This window comes from Pseudomonas sp. Xaverov 83 (genome assembly GCF_019352905.1).
GTDB classification, from domain to species: Bacteria; Pseudomonadota; Gammaproteobacteria; order Pseudomonadales; family Pseudomonadaceae; genus Aquipseudomonas; species Aquipseudomonas yamanorum.
Genome location: NZ_JAAAFU010000081.1, coordinates 78768 through 96858, shown reverse-complemented (window position 1 = coordinate 96858; position 18091 = coordinate 78768). Strand labels below are relative to the sequence as shown.

The 18091-nt window shown below is 61.6% G+C and carries 15 protein-coding genes; 6 read left to right on the top strand and 9 right to left on the bottom strand.

Features of this window, described 5'->3' with window-relative positions:
- Nucleotides 1-27 precede the first annotated feature (27 nt).
- Together K0H47_RS26710 and K0H47_RS26705 are read left to right on the top strand one after the other, a co-directional pair.
- Nucleotides 28-1947: an alkaline phosphatase D family protein gene (locus K0H47_RS26710; RefSeq protein ID WP_219273891.1), complete on the top strand. Its 1920-nt coding sequence runs from the start codon at nt 28-30 to the stop codon at nt 1945-1947.
- 139 nt (nt 1948-2086) lie between these two features.
- Complete coding sequence (locus K0H47_RS26705) at nt 2087-3100, top strand: diguanylate cyclase domain-containing protein (protein ID WP_201141049.1); 1014 nt, start codon at nt 2087-2089, stop codon at nt 3098-3100.
- Between the two features lie 5 nt (nt 3101-3105).
- Here the strand turns inward: K0H47_RS26705 and K0H47_RS26700 are convergent, their stop codons facing one another.
- Entirely contained in the window at nt 3106-4134 is a 1029-nt protein-coding gene (locus tag K0H47_RS26700) for an amino acid ABC transporter substrate-binding protein (RefSeq protein WP_063033031.1), read from the bottom strand.
- 194 nt (nt 4135-4328) lie between these two features.
- Between K0H47_RS26700 and K0H47_RS26695 the strand changes: the two genes are divergently transcribed.
- Together K0H47_RS26695 and K0H47_RS26690 are read left to right on the top strand one after the other, a co-directional pair.
- Nucleotides 4329-5195 carry a LysR substrate-binding domain-containing protein gene (locus K0H47_RS26695; protein WP_218169064.1) on the top strand — a complete coding sequence of 289 codons (867 nt, stop codon included), beginning with the start codon at nt 4329-4331 and terminating at the stop codon, nt 5193-5195.
- A gap of 89 nt (nt 5196-5284) precedes the next feature.
- Complete coding sequence (locus K0H47_RS26690) at nt 5285-6535, top strand: aspartate aminotransferase family protein (RefSeq protein WP_219273890.1); 1251 nt, start codon at nt 5285-5287, stop codon at nt 6533-6535.
- Nucleotides 6536-6578: 43 nt separating this feature from the next.
- On the opposite strand, the gene K0H47_RS26685 is transcribed toward K0H47_RS26690, so the two are convergent.
- Both K0H47_RS26685 and K0H47_RS26680 read right to left on the bottom strand, forming a co-directional pair.
- Nucleotides 6579-6962, bottom strand: a complete 384-nt coding sequence (locus tag K0H47_RS26685) for a hypothetical protein (protein WP_219273889.1) — start codon at nt 6960-6962, stop codon at nt 6579-6581.
- Complete coding sequence (locus K0H47_RS26680; RefSeq protein WP_017476093.1) at nt 6952-7221, bottom strand: hypothetical protein; 270 nt, start codon at nt 7219-7221, stop codon at nt 6952-6954. The genes K0H47_RS26685 and K0H47_RS26680 overlap by 11 nt, the downstream gene beginning before the upstream one ends.
- Nucleotides 7222-7514: 293 nt before the next feature.
- On the opposite strand from K0H47_RS26680, the gene K0H47_RS26675 reads away from it, so the two are divergent.
- The gene (locus tag K0H47_RS26675; protein WP_093201502.1) at nt 7515-8852 is read left to right on the top strand and encodes a carbohydrate porin; all 1338 of its coding nucleotides are present in this window, start codon (nt 7515-7517) and stop codon (nt 8850-8852) included.
- A gap of 101 nt (nt 8853-8953) precedes the next feature.
- Nucleotides 8954-11371 (top strand): glucose/quinate/shikimate family membrane-bound PQQ-dependent dehydrogenase, encoded by a 2418-nt coding sequence (locus tag K0H47_RS26670; RefSeq protein ID WP_201141044.1) that lies wholly within the window; start codon nt 8954-8956, stop codon nt 11369-11371.
- Nucleotides 11372-11432: 61 nt separating this feature from the next.
- Here the strand turns inward: K0H47_RS26670 and K0H47_RS26665 are convergent, their stop codons facing one another.
- The 6 genes from K0H47_RS26665 to K0H47_RS26640 form a co-directional block, all read right to left on the bottom strand.
- On the bottom strand, nt 11433-13769 hold the full coding sequence (locus K0H47_RS26665) for a bifunctional diguanylate cyclase/phosphodiesterase (RefSeq protein WP_177070792.1): 2337 nt from the start codon (nt 13767-13769) through the stop codon (nt 11433-11435).
- 203 nt (nt 13770-13972) lie between these two features.
- Nucleotides 13973-15145: a PotD/PotF family extracellular solute-binding protein gene (locus tag K0H47_RS26660; protein WP_219273888.1), complete on the bottom strand. Its 1173-nt coding sequence runs from the start codon at nt 15143-15145 to the stop codon at nt 13973-13975.
- Nucleotides 15142-16116: a GTP-binding protein gene (locus tag K0H47_RS26655; protein ID WP_093201511.1), complete on the bottom strand. Its 975-nt coding sequence runs from the start codon at nt 16114-16116 to the stop codon at nt 15142-15144. The genes K0H47_RS26660 and K0H47_RS26655 overlap by 4 nt, the downstream gene beginning before the upstream one ends.
- The gene (locus K0H47_RS26650) at nt 16113-16412 is read right to left on the bottom strand and encodes a hypothetical protein (RefSeq protein WP_017476087.1); all 300 of its coding nucleotides are present in this window, start codon (nt 16410-16412) and stop codon (nt 16113-16115) included. The genes K0H47_RS26655 and K0H47_RS26650 overlap by 4 nt, the downstream gene beginning before the upstream one ends.
- A gap of 13 nt (nt 16413-16425) precedes the next feature.
- Nucleotides 16426-17175, bottom strand: a complete 750-nt coding sequence (locus tag K0H47_RS26645; RefSeq protein WP_008438505.1) for an SDR family NAD(P)-dependent oxidoreductase — start codon at nt 17173-17175, stop codon at nt 16426-16428.
- Nucleotides 17176-17319: 144 nt separating this feature from the next.
- A complete protein-coding gene (locus tag K0H47_RS26640; RefSeq protein ID WP_017476085.1) occupies nt 17320-18081 on the bottom strand; it encodes an SDR family NAD(P)-dependent oxidoreductase in 762 nt (253 codons plus the stop codon).
- Nucleotides 18082-18091: the final 10 nt, after the last annotated feature.

Here is an 18091-nt window from a genome sequence, read left to right as displayed (position 1 = left end):
CCCAACCTGTAATGAGCCGTGGCCTTCATGCTACAACCCGCCCACCTTCCTGCCGTACTTGCTGGCCCGCTGCTACGACGTCTGGAGCCCCAGCGCCTCGTGATGTGGCTGGTAGGAAGTCGTGCCCTGGCATTGACCCTGAGACTGCAAGTCGCCCAAGGCGAGACGCTGGATATCGAACTGGACGCCAGCTGCTGCCAGGTCATACCTGTCGGGCGCCAGGCCTTTATCCACCTGATCGATGTGCCACTGGCCGAGGCACTGCCTCAGGACGTGAGCATCGGCTACGACCTGCTGGTAAACGGGGCCGGCATCGCAGAGTGGGCGCCCCACCTGCTCTACCCGGGTGCCTCAGGCCCCAACTTCGTCCTGCACAGCCATATCCACCAATTGGTACACGGCTCATGCCGTAAGCCTCACCACCGCGCCGATGAAGGTTTGCTATGTGTTGACCGGCTGTTGGCCGAGTCGACCACTGTCGAAGAACGCCCGGCCCTGTTGATGATGAGCGGCGACCAGGTCTATGCCGACGATGTCGCAGGGCCAATGCTGCGAGCCATTCATGCGCTGATCACACGCCTCGGCCTGTTCGACGAACACCTCGACGGTGCCGTCGTCGACAACAGCGCAGCACTCTATGAGCATGCCGCCAGCTACTACCATCGAGCCGATCTGTTGCCCGCCCTGGAGAGCAACGAGACCTTGCGTGAGCGTTTTTTTGGCGGCGTGAAGAAGCCGATTTTTACCAGCAGCAGCGCCGATAACCACCTGGTGACCTTCGCCGAAGTCATGGCAATGTACTTGCTCGCCTGGTCGCCCGTGCCGTGGGGCCTGATCAACCCGCAAGCGCCTCAACTGCGCGCCGAAGGGCACGTACGCTACGCCCACGAGCAAGTGCAGATCGACAAGTTTCGGGACGGCCTGGGTGGCGTGGCCAGGGTATTCGCCCACCTTTCGTGCCTGATGATCTTCGATGATCACGACATCACCGACGACTGGAACCTCAGCGCCCAATGGGAAGAAACGGCCTACGGCCACCCGTTCTCCAAGCGCATCATCGGCAACGCGCTGCTGGCTTACATGCTATGCCAGGGCTGGGGCAATAACCCGGATGCGTTTGACACAGTGCTAGGCAAAACCCTGGCCCTGACCACCCAAGCCCATGGCAACTACCTGGATGCGGTCGCTCAGGATGAGCTGGTAGACGAACTGTTAACGTTCCAGCAATGGCACTACGTGCTGCCCACCACGCCTGCGCTGGTAGTACTCGACACTCGCACCCGGCGCTGGCGCAGTGAGTTCAACCTCAAGCAACCGTCGGGCCTGCTGGACTGGGAAGCTTTAAGCGAACTGCAACAGGAACTGCTGGATCACCCTTCGGCGATCATCGTTTCACCCGCGCCCATCTTTGGCGTCAAGCTGATCGAGACCGTGCAGAAGGCCTTCAGTTGGTGCGGCTACCCGCTGCTGGTGGACGCGGAAAACTGGATGGCCCATCGCGGTGCAGCGCAGGTGATCCTCAACATCTTTCGCCATTCCCGCACCCCGGGCAACTACGTGATCCTGTCCGGAGACGTGCACTACTCGTTCGTCTACGAAGTACTGATCCGCCACCGCAATGCGGGCCCGAAGATCTGGCAGATCACCAGCAGCGGCATCAAGAATGAATTCCCACCGCGGTTGCTGGAATGGTTCGACCGCCTCAATCGCTGGCTCTACTCGCCTCGCTCGCCGCTGAACTGGCTGACCCGACGCAGGCCCATGCAGGTTGTGCCGCATATTCCGGAACACGCCGAGGCGGGCGAGCGGCTGTGGAACTCTGCCGGGATCGGCCAGGTGTTTTTTAACCAGCAAGGGCAGCCTGAGGCGATCTATCAGCACAATGCCAATGGGGCGCCCAAAACGAGGATGGTGGCGCCCAATCAAAGGCTGACGCTCAATAAATAGTGGCCCTAGGCCACAACCCCAGCTAGACCAAAGCACCCCTTTCTAAGCGCCAAAGCGCCGTTGTACAGTACCGCCAGCCACGGAGTATCGGCGTCAACAGTAACTGGCCATGAGAGCCAGCCCACGCAAGGAGCGCGCAATGGACGATACATCCGGCCAAGAACCCTCAAGGAGCGACTTTACCGACCTCAACGCCGACATGCTGCACGCCATCATGGAGCTGGTCAGCGACGGGATCTGGGACTGGAACGCCAACACCGGTTTCGTCTACCGCAACCCCGGCTGGTACGAAATGCTCGGGTACGCCCATCACTCCCTGGAAAACAGCGTATTCACCTGGGAAAACGTGATTCATCCGGATGACTACCCTCAGGTGATGGTGCTGTTCGATAACTACATCAACCGTCGCACCACTCACTATCAAGCCGAATACCGCTGCCGCAAGAAAGACGGCTCCTACCTGTGGATCGAAGACCGTGGCTACGTGATCGCACGTAACGACGACGGTTCAGTGGCGCGCATGGTCGGTGCCCACCGCAGCATTCAGGCACGTAAACAGTCCATCGAACAGCTGGAACGACGCAATCAATCCCTGGAAGCCCTGGTGGCCGAACGCACCCGCGAGCTGTCGCGGGTCAATCAACAACTGCAGTTGCAACTGGATGAGAATCGCTCCCTGGCCGAACGTGACGCGTTGACCCGCGTGGCCAATCGTTACCGGCTGGAGCGGGTCTTGCTGGAAGAATGCGATCGCGCCCAACGCTTTCGCCTGCCGCTGTCGCTGATTGCCATGGACATTGATGACTTCAAGCCGATCAACGACCAACACGGCCATGCCGTCGGTGATGAAACCCTGGTGCATGTGGTGCAACGTCTGGAAGCCTGCTTGCGCCACGGCGACTTGCTGGCCCGCTGGGGCGGTGATGAGTTCATGGTGATCGTGCCCAAAAGCACGTTGGAAACCGCGCGGAAATTGGCCGAGCAGATGCGCGGTGCGCTCAAGGAGCTGCCCGCCGTGGGCAACTTCAAGGTAACGCTGAGCCTGGGCGTGGTGGAGCGAAGCATTGGTGAATCACCCACAAGCCTGATGGCCAGGGCCGATCAGGCGTTGTATCGCTCCAAGGCGGCGGGCAAGGACACCGTGTCTGAGTAAAACCTTCAGCGAACCGGCGGCGCGTACTGGATGCCGCCATTGCTCCACAGCGCATTCAGGCCACGCTTGATCTTCAGCACACTGCCCTGGCCGATGTTGCGCTCGAACACTTCGCTGTAATTGCCCACTTGCTTGACGATCTGCACCACCCAATCCTTGCGCAGTTTCAGGTCCTTGCCGTAGTCACCGTCGGCCCCCAGCAGGCGGGCAACGTCCGGGTTCTTGCTGGACTTGGCTTGCTCTTCGACGTTCTGCGAGGTGATGCCCATTTCCTCGGCATTGAGCATGGCGAACAGGGTCCACTTGACGATGCTGAACCACTCGTCATCGCCCTTGCGCACCAACGGGCCCAGCGGCTCCTTGGAAATCACTTCCGGCAACACCACGAACTCATCCGGGTGAGCCATCTTGATTCGCTGGGCATACAGGCCCGACTGGTCAGTGGTCAGCACGTCGCAACGGCCGGCTTCGAGGCCCTTGGCGCTTTCGTCGGCGGTGTCGAAGGTGATCGGCGTGTACTTCAGGCCGTTGGAGCGGAAGTAGTCCGAGACGTTCAGCTCGGTGGTGGTGCCGGCCTGGATGCAGATGGTCGCGCCGTCCAGGTCCTTGGCGCTCTTCACGCCGAGCTTGGTGTTCACCAGGAACCCGATGCCGTCGTAGTAGGTCACGCCGGTGAACACCATGCCCATGCCGGCGTCGCGGGAACTGGTCCAGGTGGTGTTGCGGGAAATCAGATCGATCTCGCCCGACTGCAACGCGGTGAAGCGCTCCTTGGCGGTCAACTGGCTGAACTTCACTTTCGACGCATCACCAAACAGCGCGGCGGCGACGGCGTGGCACACATCCACATCAATGCCGGTCATCTTGCCGTTGGCGTCCGGCACGCCGAAACCCGGCAACCCATCGCTGACCCCACACTGGATAAACCCCTTTTTCTGGATCGCATCCAGGGTCGCCCCCGCGTGCGCGCTGCCGGCCAAGCCCAATACTGCGGCGGCGGTGAATGCCGCCAACGTGGATTTGATGTGCTTCATGCAAGGCGCTCCCTGTCGGTCTTTATTATTCGGCGCCACAAACCCGCGCCGTTTATAGTGTTGCCGGTCAGTATCAACGGCTTTACACCTTGGCCACAAACGACGTTTAGGCTTAGGCTCCTTCCGATTTGGAATGAACTCGGCTATTTGAAAGGATCTGCGATTCCGTGATCTCAAAACGCTTGACCCCTTCGATGACCGCCCTGCAGTGCTTCGAAGCCGCCGCCCGCCACTTGAGCTTCACCCGCGCCGCCGAAGAGCTGCACCTGACCCAGAGTGCGGTGAGCAAGCAAGTGGCGCAGCTGGAAGAGATGCTCTGTCACCCGCTGTTCCAGCGGGTGCGCCAGCGTTTGTACCTGTCGCCGGCAGGCTCGCTGTACCTGGAGGAAGTACGCAAGATCCTCAACCAGGTGGATATTTCCAGCCGCTACATCCTGACCTACGGTGGCGAAACCGAAGTGCTGCGCATCGCCACCCAGCCGACCTTCGGTGACCGCTGGCTGGTGCCCAAGCTCAAGGATTTTGCCGCGCGCCATCCCAATATCCACCTGGACGTGCGCAACGAACTGGAGCCGTTCGACGTGTTGCAGGCCAAGGCGGATATCGCGTTCTTCTTCGGACAGGGGTCGTGGCCGGGAGCGACCTGCATCGAGCTGTTTCGCGAAGCCGTGGTGCCGGTTTGCGCCCCCGGGTTTGTGACCGTTGGCAGCGACGCCTCGTCCCGTCACACGTTGCTGCAATGCACCTCGCGTCCGGAAGCCTGGCACGAGTGGTTTCTGAAACAAGGCCTGCACTCGCAAAACAGCTACCACGGGCCGCGCTTCGACACGTTCTACATGTGCATTCGCGCGGCGCAATCGGGGTATGGCGTGGCGTTGGTGCCGCAGTATCTGGTGGCCGAGGAATTGGCGAACGGCAGCCTGATGATCCCTTGGGATTACACGATGCCCAGCGCCGGCGCGCACTTTATCGCCCATGCCGAACATGCCGGGGGGATTCCAAAAGTGCAGGCTTTTTTGAGCTGGATGGTGGAGTACCTCACAGCACATCCCGACTTTTAATAATGACCCGGCGACTTTATTTCGTTTGCGGGACAAGGCGGCTCACGGCTTAGATAAAAGGACGCCTCCCATTCTTGAGTCCCGGATCCATGAGCCGCGAAACCATCAGCCAGTCGATTTCCATCGTCCACCCCATCAGCCTCAGCCACGGCAAGAACGCCGAAGTCTGGGACACCACGGGCAAGCGCTACATCGACTTTGTCGGCGGCATCGGCGTGCTCAACCTGGGTCATTGCCATCCGCGTGTGGTCGAGGCGATTCGCGAGCAGGCGACCAAACTCACCCACTACGCCTTTAACGCCGCGCCTCACGCCCCCTACATCGAACTGATGGACCGCCTCACCGCGTTCATCCCAGTGGATTACCCGGTCAGTGGCATGCTCACCAACAGTGGCGCAGAAGCCGCAGAAAACGCCTTGAAAATTGTCCGGGGTGCGACGGGTCGCACCGCGGTCATTGCCTTTGACGGGGCGTTTCACGGGCGCACTCTGGCGACGCTCAACCTCAATGGCAAGGTCGCGCCCTACAAGCAAAAAGTCGGCGTATTGCCAGGGCCGGTGTTCCATCTGCCCTTCCCCAGCCGCGACAACGGCGTGACCTGCGGCGAAGCGCTGAAGGCAATGGACCGCCTGTTCAGCGTGGAAATCGACGTCGACGACGTGGCCTGTTTCATCATCGAGCCGGTGCAGGGCGAAGGGGGGTTCCTGACCCTGGACATGGAATTCGCCCAGGCCCTGCGCCGCTTTTGCGACGAGAAAAATATCCTGTTGATTGCCGATGAAATTCAGTCCGGCTTCGGCCGTACCGGCCAGCGCTTCGCGTTCTCACGCCTGGGGATCGAGCCGGACCTGATTCTGCTGGGCAAAAGCATCGCCGGCGGTGTGCCGCTCGGCGCAGTAGTCGGTCGCAAAACGTTGCTCGACAACCTGCCCAAAGGCGGCCTGGGCGGCACCTATTCCGGCAACCCGATTGCTTGCGCGGCGGCGTTGGCGACCCTGGATGAAATGACTGATGAACACCTGAAAAGTTGGGGCACGCAGCAGGAGGAAGCCATCGTCAGCCGCTATGAATCATGGCATTCGAAAAAGCTCTCGCCGTACCTCGGCCGCTTGACCGGCGTGGGCGCCATGCGTGGTATCGAACTGGCCAATGCCGACGGCAGCCCGGCATCACAACAGCTGACCCAACTGCTGGCCCTGGCCCGCGAGGCGGGTTTGCTGCTGATGCCCAGCGGTAAATCACGGCACATCATCCGCCTGCTGGCGCCGTTGACGATTGAGGCGGCGGTGCTGGAGGAAGGGCTGGATATTCTTGAGGGGTGTTTGGTGAAGTTGGCTTAAAACCAAAAAGCCCGGCAGGGAGCCGGGCTTCGAATGGAAGGCGTCAGTGGACAAGTCGGGCGACGCCAAATGCGATGGCAGACAAGGCTCCAGCCGTTCCGACAAACCATTTCAACAGCCGGGTTTCCAACGATTGCATATCCGTTCTGAAATGGGCGATTGAAAGATCCAATCTAGAGGTCGCTTCAAGCAGGTCGATTTTGGTCTGCATCAGATCGGACTTGGTAGTCATGTGCTCTTGCATGCCATCCAGCTTCGTCTCGACGCGCTCCAGCCTTGCCTCAACTTGCGAAATACGCTTTTCCAAATCGTTTTCTCCTCCGTTGCCCCCACCGCCTGCGCCGCCTTTGCGGTCGCAGCCTGATGACGAACCTTGACGGTACTCCTGGCGAAGATAGCTCACATTATCTTTGAGGTCATTCGCCATTTCCGGCCTCCTTCTTCTGGGTCAAAGCATTCAATCCATCAGCTACACCCTCCATGCAGTCGATAAACTCATTCAGCTTCGCCCATGCTTCATCTGCTGCCTGTTTTACATCGGCGTCTTCACTACGTCTGAGCACGCCGGCCAGGCTGATGATGCCGGAGCCGAGTCTCGCAATTGCACTGTGATACTGGCCAAGAATAATGACTAATTCCCGGGCCGTTACGGCCTCTGCCTCACCCACCATGTCGTCGCCGTCCATGTCGCCCCTCCATCCATTTTGGTGACGCAGAAAACCACGCCTTCAAACGCAAACCAATGAACAGTTTGCTACCAAATCCGACGACCCAACCCACTATTACCAAATCCGAAAGAATCCATCTTCCGTTTAGCCCTTTCTCTCCCCTCGCCAGCGCTTTATCCTTGTCAGTAACAAAGTGAAACGTTTCATCATTCCATCAGACCATCGACCGCCCGTGTTCAACGCCTTTGCGCGAACGCGCCAGGCCGCTGTTGGCGTTTCAAAACCATAAATATTAAGACTCCATTTTGCCTATGCCTGCTTTCTCAAACCTGCGCCTGTGCGCTGCGCTGCTACCGTTCGGCCTGTTCAACTGTGCCCAGGCCGGCCCTGCCTTTGACGCTGAATCACCGTGGATGCTGGGCGATTTCGGCGGCACTCGGACAGCGCTGTCTCAACAAGGCTACGACTTCAAGTTCGACTACACCGGCGAGATGGGCAGTAACCTGCACGGCGGCTCAGACCACGACCGCACCGCGCGCTACAGCGATCAGTTCGGCCTGGGTACGCACCTGGATTTGCAGAAGATCCTCGGCTGGCACGACGCGGAGTTCCAGTTGACGGTGACCGAGCGCAGCGGCAACAACATCACTAACGACCGCGTTAACGATCAGCGTGTGGGCGGGTTCACCTCGTCCCAGGAAGTCTGGGGCCGTGGCCAGACCTGGCGCCTGACGCAGATGTGGTATCAGCAGAAGTTCTTCGACCAGAAACTCGACATCAAGGCCGGGCGTTTTGGCGAAGGCGAAGACTTCAACAGCTTCCCCTGCGACTTCCAGAACCTCGCGTTCTGCGGCTCCCAGGTCGGCAACTGGGTGGGCAGCATCTGGTACAACTGGCCGGTGAGCCAGTGGGCGTTGCGGATCAAGTATCACCTGACGCCTGAGTTGTACGCTCAGGTCGGCGCCTATGAACAGAATCCGTCCAACCTGGATCGCGGCAATGGCTTCAAGCTCAGTGGCAGCGGCACCCAAGGAACCCTGCTCCCGGTGGAACTGGTGTGGACGCCCACCCTGAACGGTCTGCCCGGCGAATACCGCGCCGGTTACTACTACAGCAGCGCCAAAGCCAGCGACGTCTATAAAGACCGCAACGACCAGCCGGCAGCCCTCAGCGGCGAAGCCTATCGCAGCGCCTCCAGCAAACACGGGGTGTGGCTGGGGGTGCAGCAGCAAGTCACCAGCCTGGCCAGCGACCATTCGCGAGGCTTGAGCGTGTTCGCCAACGGCACGATGCACGACAAGAAAACCAACGCTGTGGATAACTACGTGCAGGCGGGAGTGGTCTACAAGGGCCTGTTCGATGCCCGCGCCAAGGACGATATCGGCTTTGCCGTCGCCCGGGTGCACGTCAACCCGGCCTATCGCAAAAACGCCGAGGCGACCAACCAGGCCCGCGCCGTCTTCGACTTCGATGACCCGGCCTACCTGCCCCTGCAACACACCGAATACAGCGCCGAACTCTATTACGGCGTGCACGTCACCAACTGGCTGACGATACGCCCGAACCTGCAATACATCCGTCACCCCGGGGCCGTTGCCCAGGTAGATGACGCGCTGATTGGCGGGATCAAGCTGCAAAGTTCCTTCTGATTTCTGAATAAACCTAATTTGCCCTGAACCATGCCTGCGCCGGAACGTCATCTACAGTGAACTGTGCGCAACCAATTCAAAACGTAACGGAGAACCACACTATGAGCACTGATGGTGCTTCAAGTCCAAGTCGCCTGCTGCCCAGGCTGCTGGGGATCTTGCTGCTGATAATGGGCCTGGCCTTGTTGGCCGGGGGGATCAAGCTGAGCATGCTCGGCGGGTCGCTGTATTACCTGCTGGCCGGTCTCGGCATCACCGTCACCGGTCTGTTGCTGCTGGCAACACGCCGCGCGGCGCTGGGCTTGTACGCACTGGTGCTGTTTGCCAGCACCGTCTGGGCGCTGTGGGAAGTCGGCCTGGACTGGTGGCAGTTGGTGCCGCGCCTGGCCCTGCTGTTCGCCCTCGGCATCGTCATGCTGCTCCCGTGGTTCCGCCGTCCATTGCTGCGTGGCCAAGCCTCGCCGCTAGGCACTGGCGCCCTGAGCGTCGCCGTCGTACTGGCCGGTGCCGCCGCCTTGGCCAGCCAATTCACCGACCCGGGGGCCATGGTCAAGAAAGGCCAACTGGACCGCGATGCGGTGCCAGGCATGGCCAGCGCCGCGCCAGCTCAGGCCGATGGTGACTGGAACTCCTATGGCCGCTCGGCCTTCGGTGATCGTTACTCGCCACTCGCGCAGATCACTCCGGAAAACGCCCACAAGCTGGTGCCAGCCTGGACGTTCCGTACTGGCGACATCCCTGGCCCAGGCGATCCCGGTGAAACCACCGCGGAAAACACCCCGCTGAAAGTCAACGGCATGCTCTACGTGTGCACGCCTCACAGCCAGGTCATTGCCCTGGATCCAGACACCGGCAAGGAAATCTGGCGTTTCGACCCGAAGATCAGCACCGAAGGCGCTGCAAACTTCAAAGGTTGGGCGCACATGACCTGCCGCGGCGTGTCGTATCACGATGATGCCGTGTATGCCTCCGAGCAGAGCCCGACTGGCAGCGCCAGCCCGGCCGCCGCGCCGAATGCTTGCCCGAAACGCATCTTCGTACCTACCGCCGACACCCGTCTGATCGCCCTGAACGCCGACACCGGCAAGATGTGCGAAGACTTCGGTGACAAGGGCCAGGTCGACCTGCGTGCCAACATCGGCACCTTCGCCCCAGGCGGTTACTACTCCACCTCGCCACCGGCTGTTACCAAGAACCTGGTAGTGATCGGCGGTCACGTGACCGACAACGTCTCCACCGACGAGCCTAGCGGCGTGATCCGCGCGTTCGACGTGCACACCGGCAAGCTGGTGTGGAACTGGGACAGCGGCAACCCGGACGACACTACCCCGTTGGCCGAGGGCAAGACCTACACCCGCAACTCGCCAAACATGTGGTCGATGTTCGCGGTGGACGAAAAACTCGGCATGCTCTACCTGCCGATGGGTAACCAGATGCCCGACCAGTACGGCGGCGACCGGACTCCGGATTCCGAGAAGTACAGCGCCGGCCTGACTGCCCTGGACATCGATAGCGGCCACGTGAAATGGACCTTCCAGTTCACTCACCATGATCTGTGGGACATGGACGTGGGCGGCCAGCCTTCGCTGATCGACATCAAGACCGCTGACGGCGTGAAAAAAGCGGTAATGGCGTCGACCAAGCAAGGCAGCATCTACACCCTGGACCGCACCAACGGTCAGCCCGTGGTGCCGATCAATGAAATCCCTGTACCGCAAGGCGCAGTGGCCGGCGATCACACCGCACCGACCCAACCGAAATCCGACCTGAACTTCATGCCACCGCCCCTCAAGGAGCGTGACATGTGGGGCGTGACGCCGTTCGACCAGATGCTGTGCCGGATTGACTTCAAATCCATGCGCTACGACGGTCCGTTCACCCCGCCATCGCTGCAAGGCTCGATCGTTTACCCGGGTAACTTTGGCGTGTTCGACTGGGGCGGCATTTCCGTCGACCCGGTGCGCCAGATTGCCTTCGTGAACCCGAGCTACATGGCGTTCAAATCGAAACTGATCCCGGCCGCCGACATCGCCAAGCAAGGCCCACGGGTCAGCGAAACCGAAGGCGTGCAGCCGAACAAAGGCGCGCCGTACGGCGTGATCCTCGAAGCCATGCTGTCGCCACTGGGCCTGCCGTGCCAGGCGCCGGCGTGGGGTTATGTGGCCGCGGTCGACCTGACCAACCACCAGACCATCTGGATGCACAAGAACGGCACCGTGCGTGACAGCTCGCCGGTTCCGATTCCACTGACCATGGGCGTACCAAGCCTGGGCGGGACCTTCACCACTGCCGGTGGCGTGTCCTTCCTCAGCGGTACCCTTGACCAGTACCTGCGTGCCTATGACGTGAAAAACGGCAAGCAACTGTGGGAAGGCCGCCTGCCAGCAGGCGCGCAAACCACACCGATGACCTACACGGGCAAGGACGGCAAGCAGTACGTGCTGGTCATGGCCGGCGGTCATGGTTCCCTGGGCACCAAGCAGGGCGACTATGTGATGGCGTTTAAACTGCCGGATTAAGTAACACCGGTGGTAATAACAAGGCGGCTACCTTATGGGTAGCCGCCTTTTTTTGTGCGTTTCACACCGGCACACGTTCGCGGCGCATCCACATTTCGAAAGCCATGGCGTTCAAGGGCCGGCTGATCAAATAGCCTTGGGCCGTGTCGCACTTCCAGAGCTTGAGCAGCTTGAGGCTGGGCTCGAACTCCACGCCTTCAGCCACCACCTTGAGCCCCAGGTTGTGACTCATTTCGATGGTCGAGCGCACGATCACGCCGTCGCCGGAGGTACTGTCGAGATTGCGTATGAATGACTGATCGATCTTCAGCTCCTGCACCGGCAGGCGTTGCAGTTGCGCCAGGGATGAATAGCCGGTGCCGAAGTCGTCCACCGACAGGCTGATGCCACAACCGCGCAGTTGCTCCAGCACGCTGAGGGCCTGAACCGGGTTGTGCATGATCGCGCTTTCGGTGATTTCGAAGATCAATCGTCGGGCCGATACGCCGTAGTGCGCCAACAGCTCGGTCACCCGCAGGGCCAGGCTGTCATCGGCCAGGTCATCCACCGAGATGTTCACCGACAACTGCACCTGCAACCCGCGCACCTCCCACTCGGCCAATTGACGAATGGCTTCTTCGATCACCCAGTGGGTAAGGTTGCCCATGCTGCCGGTGCGCTCGGCCAAGGGAATGAACTCGGCGGGCGATACCAGCCCGAGGGTCGGATGTTGCCAGCGCAACAGCGCTTCGGCCTGGCTCACATGCCCATGGTGCAAGTCGAGCTTGGGCTGATAACACAGGTACAACTCGCCCTCCGCCGGCGCCCGGCGCAGGTCACGGATCAGGCTGATCTGCCGTTGGTGAGCGAGGTCGCGGTCCTGTTGGTAAATCTGTAAATAACCCGGGAACGCTGCCGCATCGTGACGGGCAATGGCGGCGCGGCTGATCAGCTCTTCAACCTGCTGGCCGTCGGCCGGGTACGCGGCGATGCCGATGCTCACTTCATGGCGCAGTTCATCACCGCCAATGCGCTGGGGCTCGGTCAGCAGCCCATACAAGCGGTCAGCCAGGGCCACGACGCGGTCAATCTCGGTGTTTTCCAGCAACAGCAAAAACTCGCTGCCGGTGATGCGCGCAGCGGTGTCACTGGCCGAGAGGCTCGACAGCAGGCAGCGGCTGGCTTCGCGGAGCATTTCTTCCACGCCTTCCGGGCCGTAGCCTTCGTTAATCACGCGGTAGTTCTCAATCCCCAGATACAGCAACACCACGGGCCGACCGGCGCTGATGGCACTGCCGAGGCGTTCCATGGCCAGCGCCCGGTTGGGCAGGCCGGTAAGCGGGTCGTGCAGCGCGTTGTGGGCCAGTTGCCGCTCGCGCACCGCGATCCCGGTTTGCATGGCGTTGAAGGCCTCGGCCAACAGGCCGAACTCATCATGGCTGCGCACCCGCACCGGCGTCCGGTAGTCGCCGGCACCGATACGCTCGGCCGCCTGCACCAGCGCATTGAGTGGACGCGAAACTCTCCGCGCCAAAAACAAAGCGCCCGCCAACGACACCAGCAGCACCACCAGGGCGATCGCGAGAAATTGCCGGTCCAGCGGCGCGAAGGATTCAAGGGCGTGGTCCAGAGGACTTTGCAGCAGCACCCGCACCTCACCGCCCTCTGCGGTGTTGCCCAAAGGCAACACCTGGCTGAGATAACGCTGGCCGTGAAACAGGTTCAGTTGCGCCTCAGGATTGATGTACGGAGCCTGCAAGTCGCTGGTAATTGATGTCTGGAATGCCTCGGGCTGAGTGCTGAACAATTCGCCAGGCTGGCCGTGCTGCACACTGAGGAACGACACTTCCAGGTTGCTCATGGAGCGCAATTCACTGGCAAAGATTTCGTCCATAGGCAAGCCCATGACAACAAGGGCAATCGGTGTGGGGTCGACGACTTCCTGCTGCACCAGCAGAAAAGGCCGGCCATCCAGGGCCACGATCAACATTTGCAGGCCGCTGCGCCGGGCCTGGCGCAAGGCGTCGTTGTAGGGAAAGGCCTGCCCGGGGGTCAACGCCTGTAACGTGCTGACCATCACCTTGCCGTCGAGGCCCAGCACAAACACTTCACTGGACGTCAGGCCGGTGCCATGCCGGCGCAGGGCAGCGAGAATCTCGGCGGGCTCGCCATCGGCGACAGACTGGCGGAAGGGCAGGTCTGCCGTGAGCCAGTTCAAACCGTATTGCAGACGCCGGCCACGCAGGTCGAGCAAGCGCTCGAACACCTGGCTGCCGGTTTCCAATTGCACCTGGGCCTGGTTTTCCACGGCGCTATTGGTCGCGGTCTTCACGGCGAAGTACACCGCAGCCACCACCACCAGTAACAGCAGCGCCAGCACCCCGGCGATCCGGGTTTGAAATGTATGGCGCCACCTCATTTTGTTGCCCTCTGGCAGCGCCTGTCCCCTCCAGCCGAAATGTCCCTTCGTCATACGCGTCCCTCGCGACAGCTGAACCGGCGTCAAATAAACGTCCTTTTTAAAAGGACATTCGAATTATCCAGACTAGCTGCGCAAGGGAAGAAGTGCATCCAATAAATACGGGAACTTGGGTGTCATTAAATTGGCGACAAGCCTCTGCCTCAGCTACGCGCCCGCATGAAATCCCCCCAGCGCCGCACCAGGTAGTTGTGCTCGTCCATCACCGAGTTCCACACCGCGATGTGCCCCATGCGCTGCTCATAGGAGCCCCCGTCGCGCACTTCGCCCACATCAATCAACGGCAAGCCATCGCTGCCCAACAGCTCTTCCCGCGCGGGCAGACCGGCGTACCAGTAATCCCACTCGGCGCTGCTCAGGTGATCACGGCTGCGGGCCGGGTTGCCGATGTAATACCCCTGGCGCGCCATCACCGCACCTGGCCAGCCGGACAGCCACCAGTTGAGGTAGGCATAGGCCGCATCCAGGACCGGGCCCTTGGCATGGCGCGACAACGACAACCCGCCGAACCAGGCGCGATAACCTTCACGGGGTACCGCCAAGCGGTATTTGACCCCGGCCCGGTGCAGGCGCATCAGGGTCGGTGACCACAAACTCTGGATGTCGATGCTCGGGCTGAGCATCAATTGCGCCGCCTCTTCGTCATCCGACCAGAACGCCGCGAAGTGCCCTTCCTTCTGCTTGCGTACAAGGATATCCGCCAGCACATCGATCTCTTCGATGCTCATGTTGCCGATGTCCTTGAAGCTCGCGAGCCCCGCGCCTTGCACGGCCAGCGCCGCGTCGAGGGCACCGATGGCGGCGTCACTCTGCAGCGCGGTGCGTGCACCCCAGGCCGGGTCGAGCAGCCAGCCCCAGCTCTCATTGGCGCGGTTGAACCCTTCGGGCAAGCGCTCGGGGCGGTAGGCGAAACTGTCGGCGTTGTGGGTCAGGGGCAACATGCTGATGCGTTCGGTCACGGTGCTGCCGAGGCTGCCATCGTGCTGCACGAAGAGGCGCTCGCTGGGCACACTGCCGCTGCCCAGGCGGTCGTTGGCGGACAAACGTCCGCGCTTGGGCAGGTCGTTGATCTCATGCCACAGCGCAATGCGCCGGGTGTCGATCGGCTGGATCGCCCGGGCCGGCCACACGAAATCGACGTTGTGAAACCACTGGTCGTAGAGGTCGTAGCTGTCCGGCTGCATCACCGCGATGCGCTGGGCCTGCTCCACATCGTGTACCTGGTACACCAGGCGAATGCCCAGCTCTTTTTCAGCTCGCACACGCAGGCATTCGAGCAAGGTCACCGAGGTACCGAGGACGCGAAGCGTGATCATGCGGCGAACCTTCTGGAGAACACTTCAAAGGAGCGACGCAGCAATGCCGGGTCGAGACCGCGCAGGATAAACACCAGGCGTGATTGCCGATCGGTCCCCGGCCAGGCAGGCAGGTGAACCGGGGCATGCAGGCAATGCTGCACGCCATGAATGACGATGGGAGCGTTACTGGCGTTCACGTTGAGCAGTCCTTTGACGCGAAGAATACGTTCGCCGTGGCATCTTAACAGCATCGATAACCAGACCCCGAAACCGACCCAATCCAGCGGCTGATCGAAGGTCAGGCAGCAGACTTGTGCGGCGCCGTGATTGGCGGCGGTGGTTTGATGGAGTTTCCAGCGGCTGACTTCGGCAGCGGGTTCGGCGCTGCGCAGGCCTTCGCCAAGTAGCAGTTGATCGCCGCTGTCGATGTCACAGGTATTGAGGATCGGCGTACCGGCGTTCAGTGCCTGCAAGTGCGTGCGCAACGGGCCGCAGTCTTCGACGAGGTCGGTCTTGCTCAACAGCAGGCGATCGGCGGCGGCCACTTGCGCCAGCCATTCCGGGTGCAGGCGCTCTTGCAAGGCGGCGTGGCTGGCGTCCACCAGCGTCACCACCAGCCCGATATGAAAACGCCCGCGCAGTTGCACGTCGTTATTCAAGGTGGCGAGAATCGGCGCCGGGTCGGCCAGGCCGGTGGTTTCCAGGATCACCCGTTTGAAGGCCGGAATCTCGCCCCGCTCACGACGCTGCAACAGGCCGAGCAAGGCGTCTTTCAACTCGCCGCGAATCGAACAGCAGACGCAACCGCTGGGCAGCAGCACCGTGTCCGGGGCCACTTCTTCCACCAGCAGATGGTCAATGCCGACGTCGCCGAATTCATTGATCAGCAACGCCGTGTCGCCGAGGCTTTCGCCTTGCAGCAGGCGCTTGAGCAAGGTGGTCTTGCCGCTGCCGAGGAAGCCGGTGATGACGTTGAGGGCGATGCTCATGGCTGTTGCTCCAGATGATCCAGCAGTCGCGGGTCCAACGGGTCCAACGGCCGACCGAGCATGGTCTCTGCCGCCCGCCACAGCTGATCCAGGCCGCTGGCCAGCTCCTGTTTGCCGGTGGCGCCCAGCAGCAGATAGGACGCGCCCTGGAAGTCTTCGACCTTGAGCCGGAACACCGCCAGCACCTGGTTGATCGCCGCGATGCGGCGCAGGCGTTCGCGGCGGCGCGGCAACTCATCCCCCAGGGGATCGCTCCAGTGCAGGTCTTCGCCCAGCAGGCCGCAAAGTCCACACATGCTTAGTGCCCGCTCATGGCATGACATCGCCGGAGTTCGGGCCCAGGGTCTGGCCGACGAACAGATTGCCGCCCGGCTCGCTGGCCAATAACACAGCGGTGGGCGCCACTTCGTCCGCCAAGCCGAAACGGCCCAGCGGCAGCTCGGCGGCCTTGGCGCGTTTCCAGGTGTCGCTGATGCCGCCTACCAATGGCGTCTCAATCGGCCCGGGCGCGATGGCGTTGACCAGGACGTTGTCCTTGGCCACTTCCAGGGCCAGGGATTTAGTGAAGCCGATCACGCCGGCCTTTGCCGCTGCATAGTGCGTCAACTCGGCACCGCCCTTGATCCCCAGTTGCGAGGCGACATTGATGATCCGGCCCCAGCGCTGGGCGATCATGTGGGGCAAGGCGCGCTGGCTGGCGACGAACACGCTGGTGAGGTCGACCCTCAGCATGTCGTTCCACATGTCGAGGGTGAGGTCGACGCACCGGGCCTGGGTCAGCATGCCGGCGTTGTTGACCAGGATATCGATGCCACCGTAGTGGGTGACACAGGCATCGACGCTGGCCTGGGCGCCGTCGACGGTGCCGACATCGGCCACGCATTCGAGGACCTCGGCGCCGAGGTTACGGCAAGTGATGGCGGTTTCGGCGAGGGTGGCGGCGTCGCGGTCGGCCAGTAGCAGGCGCGCACCTTCGACGGCGTAGGCACGGGCGATGGCGGCGCCGATGCCGCTGCCGGCACCGGTGATCACGGCGCGGCGGTTAGCGAGTTGGGGCATTGTTATTCCTCTACGGGTCGAGTGTTACCTGTGGGAGCTGGCTTGCCTGCGATGGCATCACCTCGATTTATCTGAAGGACCGAGTTGTATGCATCGCAGGCAAGCCAGCTCCCACATTTGAATTGCATCAGACTTGAAACCGCATCAATCCGGCCAGCGCACGGTCAAGCCACCATCAATCACGATGCTCTGCCCGGTCAGGTAGCTCGATTCTTCACTGGTCAAAAACCGCACCAGAGACGCGACTTCATCCGCCCGCCCTACCCGGCCCAGCGGAATCGCCCGCGCCGCTTTCGCCAGCCCTTCCGGCCCCAGTGAGTTCTTCGCGTCCAGCGACTGGGGCGTCTCGATCAACCCCGGAATCACCGCATTGCAACGAATCCCCAACGGCGCCAATTCCACCGCCAGCGACCGACACAACCCCGGCACACCTGCCTTGGCCGCCGCATAGTGCGCGTGCTCCTGCCAGCCATACACGCCACCGGCAATCGACGAAATCGCCACCAGCGCGCCGCCTTCATGCATGTGCCGGGTCGCCGCCCGGAAGGTGCGCATCACTCCGGTCAAGTCGACGTTGAGCATCTCGTTCCACAGCGCGTCAGTCATCTCCAGCAGTGGCGCACGGCGCAACAATCCTGCGTTGGCCACCGCGTAATCGAGGCGACCGAAGTGCTGGACCGCCTGCGCAGCCAGGTTATCCACCGACGCGGTATCGCCCACGTCCAATGGCAACATCAGGCATTCACCGCCGGCCTCTTCCACCAGCGCAACCGTGTGATGCGGGTCATGGGGATCAGCCGGGTAATACCCGCCCACCACCGCCACGCCGCTGCGGGCATACGCCACCGCGAGGGCCTGGCCGATGCCGCTGGCGGCACCGGTAATCAATGCAACTTTACGACTCATCAACTGACTC